Origin of the sequence: Mangrovibacter plantisponsor, assembly GCF_003182475.1 — a bacterium.
GTDB lineage: Bacteria > Pseudomonadota > Gammaproteobacteria > Enterobacterales > Enterobacteriaceae > Mangrovibacter > Mangrovibacter plantisponsor.
Genome location: NZ_QGTS01000010.1, coordinates 220800 through 235802, shown reverse-complemented (window position 1 = coordinate 235802; position 15003 = coordinate 220800). Strand labels below are relative to the sequence as shown.

The window sequence follows — 15003 nt, the reverse complement described above, 5'->3', positions numbered from 1 at the left end:
TTCGGGCGTTTACGCCGCCAGAGTGCCATCTGTAACGCATCACAGGCCAGTTTTGCCGTCATTCGTGAGGACATCGACCAGCCAATAACGGCACGAGACCACAGGTCAATCACCACCGCCAGATACAGCCAGCCTTCATCTGTACGTAAGTAAGTGATGTCACCGGCCCACTTCTGGTTCGGACCGCTGGCGCTGAAGTCCTGCTTCAGCAGGTTTTCCGATACCGGCAGACCATGTTCACGGTAACTGACCGGCCTGAACTTCCGGCTGGCTTTCGCCCGTAATCCCTGACGACGCAGGCTGGCAGCGATGGTTTTAATATTGTATTCCGGCAACTCATCAGCAAGGCGTGGCGCACCATAGCGCTGTTTTGCTTCATCGAATGCGTTGCGGACAGCCTCATCACAAACGAGCCGGAACTGTTGACGCAGGTTTATCTGACAATGACGCCTGCGCCAGACATACCAGCCACTTCGGGCAACCCGAAGAACACGGCACATGGCTTTGACGCTGAATTCAGCCTGATACTTTTCAATAGCAACCGTCTTAAACGTCAAACTGCCGCGAGGTAATTTTCGTCATAATTCTGTTGTTTCATCAGGACACCGTAGCAGACATGTACCAGCTTTCTCATTACTCCACCAAGGGCTGACATCTTTGCTTTCCCTCCCGATATCAGGCGATCATAAAATGTTTTGAAATATACGCTGTGTCTGATCGCAACCATTGCTGACATAAAGAGTTTAGCCCTTACTTCTGGGGGCCCGCTTTTTGACATTCGCGTTCTGCCATTCACCGAGCTGCCGGAACGTTTCTCTCTGGGGACGACACCCAGCCATGATGCTGCCTGCTTCGCACTACTGAAGTGATTGCCCCGCAACACGGCCAACATCGTACTACCTGTGGACGGACCTATCCCTGTTATCGAGGTCAGATACGCTATATCCCGTTTCAGATCAGGATAATTGTTGATGTGATCATCAATCAGTTTCCCGACGGCCTCCAGCTCGTAGTTAAGTGTGCCCAGAATCTTTCTGATCGACGCATAAACAAGCGGTGAGCACCGTCCCGACGCCAGTTTCTCAAGCCGGTTCTGCTCGCGTCCCACATCATGCACCAGCGCATTTCGTCTGCAGATAAGCGCCTTGAGCTCGCGGATGGCCGGAGAGGGAGGTTGCCAGGCTTCAGGCTGCCGCAGGGCACCGTAGCGGGCCAGCACATCAGCATCCACGGTATCATTTTTGGTGAGAATGCCCATGCCCTGCGCGAATGCGCGAATGCGCGAACACGCGCTGGATTGGCTATGACGACGCGTACCGCACGGTCATAAAGGCCGTAGGCCAGATATTCATGGTAAGTACCGGTGGGTTCCATCACCACCTGTACATCTGAGATGGGGACCTTTTTCTGCATCAACCATTCCAGAACTTCTACTGCGACATCAGGCCCGTTGTTAAGCACTTTGGTTTTCTTGCGACCATCTGGCCCTTCGGATTTCAGACATAAGTCGATTTTACTTTTACCAACATCAATTCCTAACTGAATCATACGTATCTCCTTTCACATATAAACCATCACGCCCATTTTCCTTGTTCATCCGGAGTCTGAGCTCCTGGCAACCGTTCAAAGTTAATGCTGGCGTGAAAGGTGGAACAGGGGATCTACGCTATCGCTCAAGATCGGACCTTCAAAGACATACCAAATTGACCCTATTCCTGGTGAGGGTAGCTAACCATCACCGACTACACAGTTCAGGATACAAAGACATACTTCATTTCAGGCGCTTCGCGAAGTATGTCGCGGCCTTTTGGAGAATGGCCAGTTCTTCATCGCGCTCCGCCAGTTGGCGCTTGAGTCGTGCGTTTTCGGCCGCCAGTTCATTCTCGCGCACTGAGGAGGTCATCTGTTGCTGTTGTTTACTGCGCCAGTTGTAGAGCTGGGATTCATACAGGCTGAGTTCACGAGCGGCGGCAGCAACACCGATGCGTTCAGCGAGTTTCAGGGCTTCATCGCGGAATTCGGGGGTGTACTGTTTACGTGCCGTTTTGCTGTTTGATGCTGGTTTTGTCATGAGTAATCACCTCTTACTTGAGAGTTTACTCACTTAGTTGCGTGTCCACTAATGGTGGGGAGGATCATTCAACCTCTACGGTGTGGCCGTGTTTATGGCCCATTCTGGTCAGGGTGATTAGTACAGTTATTTTATAGTAAGTAAGAAAATCCTAACCTCACTGCTTTTATGCGATCTAAATCAAACAAAACCCATGATAAAGTAGTAAAAGAATAAGAATTGACTGAAATTATGTAAGTTGATACCTGACTCACAAACCACTGCAACTTGTTGTTGATTCAACAACTATTCTTCGTGGGAATCCGTTAAAAGTAGAAGGAGAAAATTTTGAAAATTTTATCTAATCATCAAGCAACAAGAGAACAATTACCTATAGTTAGTCGGAATATATCTGGAGTTGTTGTTATTCGTGGTGCTGCAGGCAGTGGAAAAACCACAAGTGCTTTACTTCGATTGACCGCTATAGTTAACACACTATCATTCCGGAGAAGAATTGATAACAATCGAAACCCAATTAAAACCTTAGTTCTTTCTTTTAACCGAACATTGTCAGGATATATTGAAGGCTTGATAAATGACAGTATTCAAACAGGTGCTATCCCTGTCGAAGTTGAAAATGATACATTCGCTAACTGGGCGAGACGATATATTGGAACTTCTTTGATTGAAGAAAGAGAGCGTGATTCATATCTATGCAGAAGATGTACTGATTTAGGCTATGATATCGACTTTATACTTGGTGAAATTGATTATGCTCGCGGGCGATTTCGCAGTAATGAATTAGAAAGATATCTTACAGTAGAGAGAACGGGGCGGGGTTTATCTCCCCAGGTAACAAGAACCACTCGTCAGCAGTTAATAGATATTATAAGAGAGTACGAACAGTATCTCAATAATCGTGGTTTAGATGACTGGCATACTCAATGTGAAAAGATGATAAGTAACCCATGCCTTAATTACGATATCATTGTTGTTGATGAAACACAGGACTTCTCTGCAAATCAAATTAGAGCCATATTGAACAATTTGAGTGATGATTATTATCTAACTTTTGTTATAGATACTATACAGCGGTTATATCCACGAGGTTTCACTTGGACTGAAACTGGATTAGACATGAGGAATGCAGCTTATTTCAGGCTGGGTGAAAATCATAGAAATACAATTGAAATAGCAGAGTTTGCAGCATCAATTACACATGGCTTAACAATTGATGATGATGGAAGTATCAGCGATTTCAGGCAGGCAACGAGACATGGTCCAAAGCCAGTTGTATGTAAAGGACTATATTCACAGCAATTAAAATATGCTCTTGACTATATAGAAGAAAAGGTTGACCTCAGCAAAGAGTCTGTTGCTTTTCTTAAGCCAAAAGGTGGAGGTTGGTTTTCAGAAATTGAAAAAGCACTGAATACTAGGAAACTACCTTACATAACCATCACCAAAAACAAAATATGGTCAAGAGGCCCTGAAAACATTGCATTATCAACCATGAACTCAGCAAAAGGACTTGAATTCGACCATGTAATTATTTTGGGACTAAGTGTAGCTAATATGCAACATCAAGATGAAGAAACTGATGATAAATTACAACAATTACGGCGATTACTTGCTATGGCAATCAGCAGAGCAAGAGAATCAGTTATCATCGGATATAAAGAATCAGAAAAAACAGATTTAGTAGATTATTTCATAGATGGAACATTTGATGAGGTGACATTATCATGACCATTCAGGAATTCATTAGTAGAAATGGAATAACAGAGGTCTTGCATTTTACTACCGAAAGAGGATTAACCGGGTGTGCAAGTGCTAAATTAGTACTTTCAAGGAAGGCTTTAGATGAAGAGCAATATCTAAGTCATATAGCAACACCTGTATCTACCGAACGCAAAGAGGCACAAGATACATTTAACAAAGACGAAAATTGGTTAGATTACATAAATATGTCTATCAGTGAGATAAACACTCATTATTTTCGTTCAGCCAGGAACAGATACACATGCCTTGATCGATGGTGGTGTATTATGTCTTTCGACCCAGTGATCTTAACTCACCCTGGTGTATATTTCACAACCACTAACAATATATATACAGGGGTATCAAGGGCAACAGACCTTAGCGGGATGCTTGCAATGTTTAATGATAGAGTGACACGCTGGAGTGGTAACGTCGTTGCCCGGAATGGAAGGCCAATGCACCTTGCAACTTGTGAACAAGCAGAAGTTTTATATCCAAACCCGCTAAATATGAGTTTTCTTCAACGTGTATATGTTCAAGATCGAGAACAAGCAGCTTCGATACACGGGACGTTAGTTAGCTTGGGTTTTGGCCAGGTAAATGTTACTATTTGCCCAGAAAAGTTTTCCGGTGTGCCTAACACTTTTTAAGAGGGTGAAATGAACATAATCAGAGAGCAAAAAACGATAAACTCTGCACTGTGGGCGGCAGCTGGTGATGCAATCGGTTGGATTTCAGAACTTACCGATGAGAATGGATTAAAGCGTAGAATAGGTGATAGCTATTTATTGAAGCCAGTCAGTTGGAATAGAAAAATAGGTGGATACTCAGGTGTAACTGTAAGTCTACCTGCAGGAACTTATTCCGATGATACTCAATTAAGATTAGCTGTATCGAGAGCAATCAGAGATAACGGTGAGTTTGATATTGAGTCATTCGCTAAAATTGAACTTCCAGTTTGGTTATCTTATGCATTAGGTGCTGGACGTGCAACAAAATGGGCTGCATCCCATCTTATGCGTAAGGATATTACTTGGTTTTCTAATTTCTATAAAAGCGATGGTACTGAATACATTAACGCAGGTGGTAATGGTACAGCCATGAGAATACAACCTCATGTTTGGAGCTGTAAAAATTTGTCTCAAAAGGCATATACTGTATCAGTTGTTAAAGACTCTCTTGTTACCCACGGACATCTCATTGCAGTTTGCGGAGCAATTTTACATGCAGATGCTTTGCAATATGCTCTAATTAACGACCGACCTTCAAATGTTTCCGAACTTGAAAATATAATAGACGGCTTGGCAAAAATACCCGACATTATTAACAGTATTTATGAGCTGAAAAATTTCTGGCTTCCTAACTGGGAAATAATAAGCAATAAAAACATTGTTGACGAAGTTAATAGTATTATAATTGAAACTAAGAATTTCTTAGCAAAAGCCGTTACTGCTTCTAATAATGTTAGCGATCCAGAAAGTAAATATAAGGTTGCGATAAGTGCCTTAGAGTGTGACAAAGAATCAAGAAGGGGTGCAGCAACGAACACTGCTCTTGCCAGCAGCCTTCTATGCCATTTTTTTAAAGACACCACTCCTTATGAAGCTGTCATTGCCTGCGTTAATACTTTAGGTACTGATACTGATTCTATTGCAAGCATGGCTGGGGCGATTTTTGGATGTTATAATGATATGCCTAAATGGGACATTCAGGATAGCAAATATATAATCGATGAATCTATACGACTGAATAAAATATCTGAAGGTAAAGCAACTACTAATTTCAATTACCCCAATATAAATAAATGGAACGCTCCACAAACTCAAAGTGATAGTTTGGCAAAAAATAGCCATGGCGAACATTATGTTTTAGGTCTTGGGAAAGCTCATGTACTACAGAGTGAAGCTTGGACTACAAAAATGCATTCTTGGCAATGGTTGAAACTTGTTTTTGGACAAACTATTTTAATTAAAAGTAAAATTGGTGACATAAAAACAATTAACGCACCAGACTTAAGTAATATTGAACCAATGCAACAAACTGAACCTCCGACATTATCGTTCGAGACTCAACTTCATAACACAGTCCTCCAAGGTTCATTTGATTATGATATTGGGGAAAATAATAGGTTAGATCTTGATGAAATCACCAACCTTTTAATAAAGGAAGGTTTTAATGAACAAAAAATTGGACATTATTTAATAGAGCTTGCAGATAAAAAAGGCCTTGAGTCATGTATTGGTTTTGCGGCTATCATAGGTAAAGCTTTTATTGCAAGAAAGAAAAAACATTGATGATGTAAAGCCCAATGAAATATCCATTGGGCTTTAAAATCAAACAAAATAACAAGCTTGCTCTAACTTAAAGTATGTAAACTTACCAACATAAAAACATACCTTAAACTTTTGGTTCTATTAAATTATGTATACTCTCCGTAGGAATTGATAAGTTCCTCACCGCATCTAAAACCTCTTCTCTCGTCTCAATAATTAATTTAGATAATAATTCAGTTCGATATTCTGGATTTTTCATGAACTTATTCAAAACATCAATGATGCATTTCATTTCTGCCCGATTAGAAGAATATAATATATTTGGTATCTATTTCCACTTTTTAAAATACATCCCAGTGTCTGACAAACACTCGTTAAGTGAGGTGATCCTACCCACGTAATGTGGACACAGCCTTAAGCGAGGTTTTCGTGTTCAAACTGTTCCGGGCCGAGACCGCCACAGGCACTGTGACGCCGCCACCGATTGTAATCACACTCGATATAATTAAACACCGTCGTCCGCATTATTTCACGGCTGATAAAGTGTTCCCCGTGGATACATTCCACTTTCAGTGAGTGGAAGAAGCTTTCCGCACAGGCGTTATCGTAACAGCAGCCCTTTGCACTCATGCTACCGCGCAGGTTGTGTAAGCATCCCTGCAAAACGGCCCATTCACTTTTAGAGATCTTCCGACATACTGATTATGTCCTTCTGAGGAGATCGCCATGCGCAAAGCCCGATTCACCGAACACCAGATTATCGCCGTGCTGAAGTCCGTCGAAGCCGGACGTACCGTTAAGGATGTCTGCCGTGAAGCCGGTATCTCTGAAGCCAGCTATTACATCTATGGACTACCTCCGTTTTGCAAGTACTGAATCTGGTTTTAGGTTGTTGCTTACATCTATCCGGCATCAGGGATACTGACCTGTGCCCAAATGGGTAATCCGCACACAATCGCCTCAACAACTGGACGGCCTCTGAGGCCAATATAATAGTCAGGTTCCGATTGTGCAGGTGCAACCTGTCACCATTTTTCAATACTCTGCAACTTTTTCCGGCAAGCTTTAAATCACAACAGATTGATATTCTGTATTATTTTTCAAAATCGACCAGACAATCCGGGCATTCTTGTTTGCGACTGCAACAGTAGTTTTATTAGCGCCTCTTCGTTCTTTTAATTGATTAACCCACTGATTCATTGCACTATCATTATTATTCTCTGCAACCCTGACGACGGACCTGGCCCCATGGATAAACAAGGTCCTCAAATGCTTATCGCCTTTTTTAGTCATATTCATAAGTACCTGTCTGTCTCCGCTCGAATACTGTCGTGGGACAAGCCCGAGCCAGGTGGCAAAGTGGCGGCCATTCTTAAATTCTGAGCCTTTTCCTATAGCAGCTACCACAGCTGTCGCTGTTTTGGGACCAATACCTTTTATTTTTGCAATACGCTGGCAGGGTTCGGACTGTCTGAATATGGCCTCTATTTCTTTATCAAAGAAAGTAATACGACGTCCCAAATCCATAAACAGATCAAAGAGCTCAGCGACTGTTTTACGCATCCTGGTACTTAATCCGTTCTCAACATCTTCAATAATAAGAGGAACGGCACGCTTTACTCTGGAAATAGCTGCACCAATAGTGAACCCCCGATCCAGTAATAATCCCCTGATCTGACAGACAGTTGCTGTACGATGGTTAACAATGCGTTGTCGGGCTCTGTGGAGGGCCTGAATATCCTGTTGCTCCGGACTTTTGGGGGGAACAAATCGCATCGTCGGCTGCATAAGGGCAATGCCGATAGCCTGCGCATCATTCCCGTCATTTTTTTGCCCCCGGACGAAAGGTTTTACAAACTGAGGGCTAATAACTTTGACATTATGGCCCAGCTTTTCAAACTCACGTTGCCAGTAAAATGCGCCTGTTGAAGCTTCGACTCCAATCAGGCAAGCCGGGATGTTGGCCACGGTCTGGAGCAAAATCTTTCGCGAAACCCGTTTACTGTATACCGGTTTTCCGGCCTGATTCAGTCCACAAAGCTGGAAAACATTTTTAGCCAAATCGATACCCAGAAATTTGATAGTCATGGTTATTCTCCCGCTGAATGTATTTTATTCAGTTAAGCGCAGAGGGTGGAGGTAGTCCATCCCATTAACTGGAAAGCAAAGTTTGGCGGTATGGAAGCGTCTGATATCAAGAAGATGAAAGACCTGGAAGATGAAAACCGGCGCCTCAAACAGATGTTTGCCGATCTCAGCCTTGAATGCCGGGCACTGAAAGATGTTATCGAAAAAAAGCTTTAAAACCAGCGATAAAGCGGGAGCTCGTCAGCTATCTGACGGCACAATTTGCCATGAGCATCCGCCAGGCCTGCAGGACGTTATCGCTGAGCAGGACGGTCTATGTTTACCAGCCCGATACCCGGCGTGATGAACCGGTGATTCAGGTGCTGACTGAGCTGGCGGAGCGCTACCCGCGGTATGGTTTTAAGAAGCTGTTTCAGTTGCTGCGCAGGCAGGGTAACGCCTGGAACCATAAACGCGTTCACCGGATTTACTGCCTGCTGAAACTGAATTTTCGCCGTAAGGGAAAACAGCGCCTTCCGGTGCGTAATCCGGCTCCGCTGGCGACGCCAGAGGCGATGAACCAGAGCTGGTCCATCGATTTTATGCACGACGCGCTGGTCTGCGGCAGACGCTTCCGGACCTTCAATGTGGTGGATGATTTTAACCGTGAAGCTCTGGCGACAGAAATCGATTTGAATATCCCGGCTCAGCGAGTCGTCAGGGTGCTGGACAGGATCGTGGTAAACCGCGGCTACCCGCTGAAGATGCGGATGGACAACGGACCGGAACTGGTCTCACTGGCGCTGGCACAATGGGCTAGAACATGGCGTGCAGCTCGAATTTATCAAGCCGGGTAAGCCAACACAAAACGCTTTTATCGAACGGTTCAACCGGACATACCGGACAGAAATTCTGGATTTTTACCTGTTCAGAACACTGAATGAAGCACGGGAAATTACAGAGCGCTGGCTGATGGAATATAACAACGAGCGGCCTCATGAATCCCTGAACAACCTGACGCCGGAAGAGTACCGGCTGATGGCCGAAACCCCAGAAATCTCAAAAAGTGCGTGGAACTAAAATAGGTATGCTTACAATACTGCCCGCCACGATCCGTGTTGACGATAACATTTTCCGGACATTTACGCCGCCAGAGCGCCATCTGTAACGCATCGCAGGCCAGTTTCGCCGTCATTCGTGAGGACATCGACCAGCCAATAACGGTACGGGACCACAGATCAATCACCACCGCCAGATACAGCCAGTCTTCATCAGCCTGCCAACGACCATGCTGGCATCCTGGTTAACCTTCCGTCTGTCTGGATATCTGCCTTTCTTACGTCCATAAGCTCGCTGGTGGAGAAATTCCACCAGCATGCCCCACTTGCCAACACGACACAGTGCAGTGACCTGGTGTTTTTCAGTATCAAAACGCCCAATGCGGCAGACCATGTTGGTGTGTACCTGGGTGCACGCCGGGTTATCAAAGAATCAGTTTTGTTGTAAACAGAAAAAAAGCGTGAGCAACCCGCTCACGCCCATCACCACATTCCGTGTGATAAAGAGAGTAACGCCAGGAATCACCAGCCTGACGTCACCCGGGGATATCATCACCGTTGTTACGGTTACTTTTTCCCGTTCGGTAGTAATTGCCCGCCAATTTTCAGGCGGAACAACTCATCATCCCTTGTTGAAACCCGGGCGCTGCCATCCGGCATCCGGTAAGCGCCTTCAGTAAACCCGGCTCCATTAATAAATGGCGCGACGGCATCAGGTTTATTCTGCAGAGCGGCCTCCAGCGCCAGAATGGCGTAAGGGTCGATATTGTCGATACTGGCATATTGCAAATCAGGGCTGTCCATAAAGAAACCGTGATGCAGGTTGTGGGCAATAATGTTATCCGCAACTTTTTCAGCCACAGCCAGGTATTGTTTGTCCTGGGTTGCACGCCACAAATCAATCAGGGCAAAAATTGCGTATGGATCACGATTGCGGGTATTCAGGTCTAATTTTGCTTTCCCGGATACCACGCCAATATCGCCAAGGCCCCTTGCCAGGGCAATCCCCCGGGCAACGGCCCACAAGTCCGGGTTGGGCTCTACCGCGTAGGCGCGTGCATAAGAGAGGAGAAACTCACTGCCCGCCGGGTAGGGTTTCAGCATTGTGCCTTTTTTGCCGTAATAGCCATCCCGCGGGAGTGTGTAGCCAGACAAATCCGTGCCATTAGCCAGCATCGGCCGGAAGGTATTGTTGCGGGCGTCATACGCGTATTTGGCAAACGCCTTCAGCCCGTTCACCGTCCATGTTTTTAATGTGTCGCCTTGCGCACCCAGGTCTGCCGCCAGTTGGAGTTGCATCAGGGCGTTTTCAGAATAGAGGGTACTGGTTCGCCCTTTAAGCAGCATATTGCCTTCAAGGGCATCCGGCCCAAACTCCGGGCCAAACTGGCGCTGAGCGCGGTCGCCATATTTGGAATGGGTGTCGCTGTCATCGGTGGTTTCCGCCCGTTTCAACGGCTGGGTAAACTGGTAAACCCCAAGGCCGGTTTGCTTATCGCGCGGTAACACATATTGCTGCGCCAGGCGTAGTGCCCAGGTCAGCGCTTCTGGCTCCTGGTTATATTTGGCAAGCAAGGAGGCTGAATAAATAAGGTCATTACCGGCATTTAAAAAACTGAGCCCTTTGGTGGCGAAAAACGGCGGTTGTTGGGTGAAATCATTGCGCCATAATTTCCCCATGGCTTTACCGTACTCACCATGGCGGCTGGTTTCGAGCGTTTTCCAGTCGTACACATGGGCATTCCAGAAAGCATGAATAAACCGAACTGTCGCGGGTTTATCTACCTGAAACATTAGCGAATAAAAGGGGTAGGCATTCTTGAGTTCATGCACCAACTCTTTCTCGCTCGGCCCTTCGGGTTGCAGGGTTTTTAAGTCCACAAAGCGGTGCCCACCCCAGAAAAGCAGGCCGCTTTTGTCCTGGTAATGGTCAAAATAGTAACGCACCAGGGTTTGCGCGCGTTCAGCATAACGTGGGTCGCCGGTGAGCTGCGTTAACCCCACCAGTACCCGCATAAAGTTTTGCTGGGCTGAAAAGTTGGATAACACCGCATGGCGCCCATCGGGGAATACCCACTCCAGTTGCTGGCCGGTTCGCGGGTCTACGCCATCGGCCAGCAAAGGCGAGGGGGTGTCACCATGGTAGTGATCGGCTGCTTTATCCAGTACCGTATCTGCATACTGCTTTACTACATCAATGCGCGCAGAAGCATGTGCCCCGGCTGCCAAAAAACCTGCGCAACACAGCGCAATCAAAGAGAATTTTGTCATTGCTGTTTCCTTGTGCTCTGTTAATGCAAAAGTGCATCACTCCAGCCAGTGAAAATATCGTGCAGGTCATAATGGGCGGCGTCATCGGGCGATAGCTGGTAATGTTCGCCACCCTGCCCGGCTCCCGGCCCGGTGTTATCCACTTCATAGAACCGGCTGTCTTGTGGGTAAAACCAGATCTTGTCACCCTGTTTATCTCTGCCGGACATTTTGTCCCAGCCATAGATATGGTCATCAATGTCGCAGTGAATAAACGCGACGGTGCCAATTGCATTTGGGTCAGCGTAGCGCCCGTCATCAAAGGTGGTGGTAGGGTGCCAGGGCCGCCCCAGCGCAAAACTGCCAGCCGGAACGCCAGGCTCTTTGGTCAGGTGGCTGTTGAGAAACACTAGGCCGAAGTGGGCATCCCGGGGCGTGCTGGGTGCCGTGATATACCCCAGCGGTGGGGCGATATCGCTGCGGTTGCGGGCAATAATGGTACAGCGGTCAAACACCGCAATGCCGCCGCCAAAAATAAAGTCCACATGGCCGCTAATTTCACAGTCAGTAAAATAGCTGCGGCTGCCATTTTTGCTGTAGAACGTGTCCTGGTAACCTTCCAGGCGCACCTTGCGAAACCGCGCCAGGTCAACATTTTCATCAACCATTAATGCCACCGCCTGGGTGTCTTTCAGTTTGTTGGGGTCGCCCTCCGCTAAGGCACTGTTTGCCGGGAAATCAAAGCTGTTACGCACGGTCAGGTTTTCCAGTGTCACGCCCGAAGCTGCCACTTCAACAGTGCTGGTGCGGAACGTCCCCAGTTTTTTCCCTTCGGCATCGAGCGCGCCAGCTGGGGTGTTGGCTTCGATAATCGTGCGCTCCCGGGATTCACCCACCAGCGTGACTGGCTTAGTGATGACCAGCCGCTCATGCCAGGTTCCGTTTTTAATCAAAATACGCCAGGGCTTACCTTGCTCCGGCGCTGCTTCTAACGCCGCCTGGAGAGAGCTGTAATGGTTTTTGCCAGCGGTGGAAGACACAATGGCATCCCAGGTGCTGGCATGAGCCGCACTACTTGCCATCATCGCCATCGCAAAACAGGTGGCAGGCAAAAATGAACGTGTCATTAATTCACTCCTCCATTCTCAGGGTTGTAATTGCGCAGCGAGAGATTTCAACTGTGGGTTTTCCCGAACCAGCCCGGCAACCAGGGCAGCAATGGTTTCTGCGCCTTTTTGCTGGAAGTGGGTAGTGTCCGGGTTTGCCAGCGTGCCGCTGGTTTGTGTCTGGTACCAGGGGTAACGTGCAGGGTCAACTGCCAGCCAGTATGTCTGCCAGTCCTGAGGGTGCTGGTTCGCCAGCGCGATGGTTGCCGCTTCCAGGTCAAGCAGAGGCACGGCGTTATCCGCCGCGGTTTTACGCACACTGGCAATATAGTCGCCACTGAACAGGTAGCCCGGTTTTGCCGGGGTGTGATGGCTGCTGACCACAGGTTGGGTATCACCGTTTACAAAGGCCGTTTTCCCCCGGGCGTTTTTGACTCTGGCAGTTGAGGTAAGCAGTACCGGGTGTGCGCCCTGCGCCCAGGCTAGTTTGATATAACGCTCAAGAGAGGTTTGGTAAGACATCTCAGGATGCCCCGCCGGGAACTGGCGTTCTCCCTTGTTGTTATTGGGGTAGGTACACAAGTTTTTGACATCGGCTGCGCCGCGCAGTGGTTTGCTGCTGTTGCAGTTCTGGTCGTTATGCCCGTGAGCAATCAGCACATAGTCGCCAGCGCGCATAAAACGCGCCATTTGTTGGTACCAGCCTTCATTATAAAAATCCCGGCTGGAACGCCCGGCACGGGCACCATTGAGCACCACCACACCACTATCTGGCGCAAATTGTTGCTCAAAGACCTGGCCCCAGCCCATACGCGGCAGGCGGCTGACTTCATAAGTAGCGGCCGTTGAGTCACTGACAATCAATACCCGGGTTTTTGCCGCCAGTATGGCCATTCTCTCCTTTACAGCACGTGCATAATCAAAGGGTTCATATGGCCCGGCATTTTGCAGGCCCACCAGTGGGCGGAAACTGATATCTGTGAGAATGGTGCCCGCAGCTTCACCACTGTTATTGTCATAACCGCGGTTATGGTTGATGACTGCCAGAAGTTGGCTCATACCGTCGCCCGGTTGCATCGGCAATGTGACCGGGTTTGTGTGCAGTGGTACTAACCCCACTTGCTCCAGTGCATCATGCATACCGGCCTGAAAACGCGCTAAAGGTGCCGCCAGTTGTGTGGTGTCGATGGTGATCCCTTTCGCCATAATCCATTGTTGCGGGCCGGTATACCCGTTTGCTGTGGCAATTTCCGACACCATACGGTCAGTAAACGGTGTGATATTGGCAATATTGGTTCGGCTGGCATCCAGCTCAGGGAGCAGCGATGCCATGCAGCGCGCCCGCGGCTGGTCATTGTGCAGGCAATCCTGGCTGGTGACACCCTCCCAGGGGTGCGTGTTCATCGCGGAAAGCCGTAGAGGGGCGCTTAGCCCCTGAACGTCCAGTTGGTAGCGGCCTTCATTATCCGTGACTGCGGTACGTTGCAGCCCTTTGCTGTCCGTGACACTGACGGTAACCGAACGAAAAGGCTGCTCAGCTATCACCATCCCTTCCAGCACCGGTGCTGCGGTGGCTGATAATGCCGTGCCGCATAACCCGGCACAGAGTAAAAATTGACGCGCTTTCATACTCTCTTTCCTGTTAATAGCGGGTGCGAACACCCGCAGGTGAGTCAGAAGGTGTAAGTAACCCCGGTTTTCAGTAGTGCCTCGCGCCCGCCTTCCTGGGCGCTTTTTGCCACATCCTGTGCACCAATATTCAGTTGCCATGCCGGGTTTACTTGCCAGTCAACGTATATATCCTGCTGATAATCATGTTTTTTGTTATCAGCCAGGACATAGTCAGCTTTGTGCCAGAAGGCCTTGTAACGTAGCGCCAGGTTTTCCAGCAGGTGGTACTCGGTACCCACTTCGTAACGGTGGCGATGGCGGTTGAGTTGCTCCCCTTTTGCGGCCCGGCCGCGTGCGAGTTTGCGGTAGTCGTAGCGGTACTGGGTGTATAACGACAACGGATCAGCCGCCTGCCAGCTCAGCATCAGCCCCGGGGTATAGCGGGCACCCGCGGTCTGGCTGTCGCCCATCTCACCTGGTGTGCCTTGCCCACTGGTTCCCCCGGAGTAAAAACGGGCCTGCATACTGGGGCTGAGTGTCAGGAGATTATTTAAATGGAAGTGGTAACCAGAAAAAAATGAATAGGAATTAGAAACCACCTCATCAAATGCGGTGTCTTTATTTTTCCCATAAAAATCGATTTTTATTTTGTACCAGGCATCTCCTTGTTCATGCAACAGGCCAAAGTTGTCACTATGAATCCGGTTTTCAGTTGCATAACTGTGCTCATAAAAAAAGTAGGTTTCGGATGCTGAAGTAAGAGAGGGCAAAAAGAACAGACCAGACAGCCCCAGAGTAATGATTTTTTTCATTATTAATTCCCTATA

9 protein-coding genes and 7 pseudogenes are annotated in these 15003 nt (G+C 47.7%); 5 read left to right on the top strand and 11 right to left on the bottom strand.

The genetic code is table 11. The features are described from left to right. The 3 pseudogenes from DES37_RS17400 to DES37_RS17390 form a co-directional block, all read right to left on the bottom strand. Window positions 1-548, bottom strand: a pseudogene (locus DES37_RS17400) (IS3 family transposase); the annotation flags it as partial. Between the two features lie 5 nt (window positions 549-553). Next, window positions 554-1548: pseudogene (locus DES37_RS17395) on the bottom strand (IS110 family RNA-guided transposase). 209 nt (window positions 1549-1757) lie between these two features. Beyond that, window positions 1758-2071: pseudogene (locus DES37_RS17390) on the bottom strand (transposase); the annotation flags it as partial. A 327-nt stretch (window positions 2072-2398) separates the two neighbouring features. On the opposite strand from DES37_RS17390, the gene DES37_RS17385 reads away from it, so the two are divergent. From DES37_RS17385 to DES37_RS17375, 3 genes are read left to right on the top strand one after another with little or no spacing between them, the layout of a single operon-like run. Next, window positions 2399-3799: a 3'-5' exonuclease gene (locus DES37_RS17385; protein WP_110027039.1), complete on the top strand. Its 1401-nt coding sequence runs from the start codon at window positions 2399-2401 to the stop codon at window positions 3797-3799. Continuing rightward, window positions 3796-4461, top strand: a complete 666-nt coding sequence (locus tag DES37_RS17380) for a DarT ssDNA thymidine ADP-ribosyltransferase family protein (RefSeq protein ID WP_110027038.1) — start codon at window positions 3796-3798, stop codon at window positions 4459-4461. The genes DES37_RS17385 and DES37_RS17380 overlap by 4 nt, the downstream gene beginning before the upstream one ends. A gap of 9 nt (window positions 4462-4470) precedes the next feature. Continuing rightward, entirely contained in the window at window positions 4471-6105 is a 1635-nt protein-coding gene (locus DES37_RS17375; protein WP_110027036.1) for an ADP-ribosylglycohydrolase family protein, read from the top strand. 393 nt (window positions 6106-6498) lie between these two features. On the opposite strand, the pseudogene DES37_RS17370 reads toward DES37_RS17375, so the two are convergent. After that, a pseudogene (locus tag DES37_RS17370) lies at window positions 6499-6732 on the bottom strand (IS3 family transposase); the annotation flags it as partial. 78 nt (window positions 6733-6810) lie between these two features. Here DES37_RS17370 and DES37_RS17365 point away from each other — a divergent pair. Then, a pseudogene (locus tag DES37_RS17365) lies at window positions 6811-6927 on the top strand (transposase); the annotation flags it as partial. Window positions 6928-7149: 222 nt separating this feature from the next. Here DES37_RS17365 and DES37_RS17360 read toward each other — a convergent pair. Then, window positions 7150-8172 (bottom strand): IS110 family RNA-guided transposase, encoded by a 1023-nt coding sequence (locus tag DES37_RS17360; RefSeq protein ID WP_110027034.1) that lies wholly within the window; start codon window positions 8170-8172, stop codon window positions 7150-7152. Between the two features lie 66 nt (window positions 8173-8238). On the opposite strand from DES37_RS17360, the pseudogene DES37_RS17355 reads away from it, so the two are divergent. Then, a pseudogene (locus DES37_RS17355) lies at window positions 8239-9231 on the top strand (IS3 family transposase); the annotation flags it as partial. Here DES37_RS17355 and DES37_RS17350 read toward each other — a convergent pair. The 6 genes and pseudogenes from DES37_RS17350 to DES37_RS17330 all read right to left on the bottom strand — a co-directional run. Further along, window positions 9161-9430: pseudogene (locus DES37_RS17350) on the bottom strand (DDE-type integrase/transposase/recombinase); the annotation flags it as partial. The pseudogenes DES37_RS17355 and DES37_RS17350 overlap by 71 nt on opposite strands. Further along, on the bottom strand, window positions 9394-9603 hold the full coding sequence (locus tag DES37_RS25515) for a hypothetical protein (RefSeq protein WP_146211533.1): 210 nt from the start codon (window positions 9601-9603) through the stop codon (window positions 9394-9396). The gene DES37_RS25515 and the pseudogene DES37_RS17350, both read right to left, overlap by 37 nt. A 173-nt stretch (window positions 9604-9776) precedes the next feature. Continuing rightward, a complete protein-coding gene (locus tag DES37_RS17345) occupies window positions 9777-11480 on the bottom strand; it encodes a pectate lyase (RefSeq protein ID WP_110027033.1) in 1704 nt (567 codons plus the stop codon). Between the two features lie 20 nt (window positions 11481-11500). Then, window positions 11501-12586, bottom strand: coding sequence for a pectinesterase family protein (locus DES37_RS17340; RefSeq protein WP_110027031.1), 1086 nt, complete (start codon window positions 12584-12586; stop codon window positions 11501-11503). 18 nt (window positions 12587-12604) lie between these two features. Continuing rightward, window positions 12605-14194 (bottom strand): SGNH/GDSL hydrolase family protein, encoded by a 1590-nt coding sequence (locus tag DES37_RS17335; protein WP_110027029.1) that lies wholly within the window; start codon window positions 14192-14194, stop codon window positions 12605-12607. Window positions 14195-14238: 44 nt separating this feature from the next. Then, a complete protein-coding gene (locus DES37_RS17330; protein ID WP_110027027.1) occupies window positions 14239-14988 on the bottom strand; it encodes an oligogalacturonate-specific porin KdgM family protein in 750 nt (249 codons plus the stop codon). Between the last annotated feature and the right edge of the window lie 15 nt (window positions 14989-15003).

What these genes read in the sequence shown, in the direction of transcription:
- DES37_RS17345 (WP_110027033.1), bottom strand. Translation starts at nt 11,480, where the DNA reads ATGACAAAATTCTCTTTGATTGCGCTGTGTTGCGCAGGTTTTTTGGCA.
- DES37_RS25515 (WP_146211533.1), bottom strand. Translation starts at nt 9,603, where the DNA reads ATGGTCTGCCGCATTGGGCGTTTTGATACTGAAAAACACCAGGTCACT.
- DES37_RS17375 (WP_110027036.1), top strand. Translation starts at nt 4,471, where the DNA reads ATGAACATAATCAGAGAGCAAAAAACGATAAACTCTGCACTGTGGGCG.
- DES37_RS17380 (WP_110027038.1), top strand. Translation starts at nt 3,796, where the DNA reads ATGACCATTCAGGAATTCATTAGTAGAAATGGAATAACAGAGGTCTTG.
- DES37_RS17330 (WP_110027027.1), bottom strand. Translation starts at nt 14,988, where the DNA reads ATGAAAAAAATCATTACTCTGGGGCTGTCTGGTCTGTTCTTTTTGCCC.
- DES37_RS17335 (WP_110027029.1), bottom strand. Translation starts at nt 14,194, where the DNA reads ATGAAAGCGCGTCAATTTTTACTCTGTGCCGGGTTATGCGGCACGGCA.
- DES37_RS17340 (WP_110027031.1), bottom strand. Translation starts at nt 12,586, where the DNA reads ATGACACGTTCATTTTTGCCTGCCACCTGTTTTGCGATGGCGATGATG.
- DES37_RS17360 (WP_110027034.1), bottom strand. Translation starts at nt 8,172, where the DNA reads ATGACTATCAAATTTCTGGGTATCGATTTGGCTAAAAATGTTTTCCAG.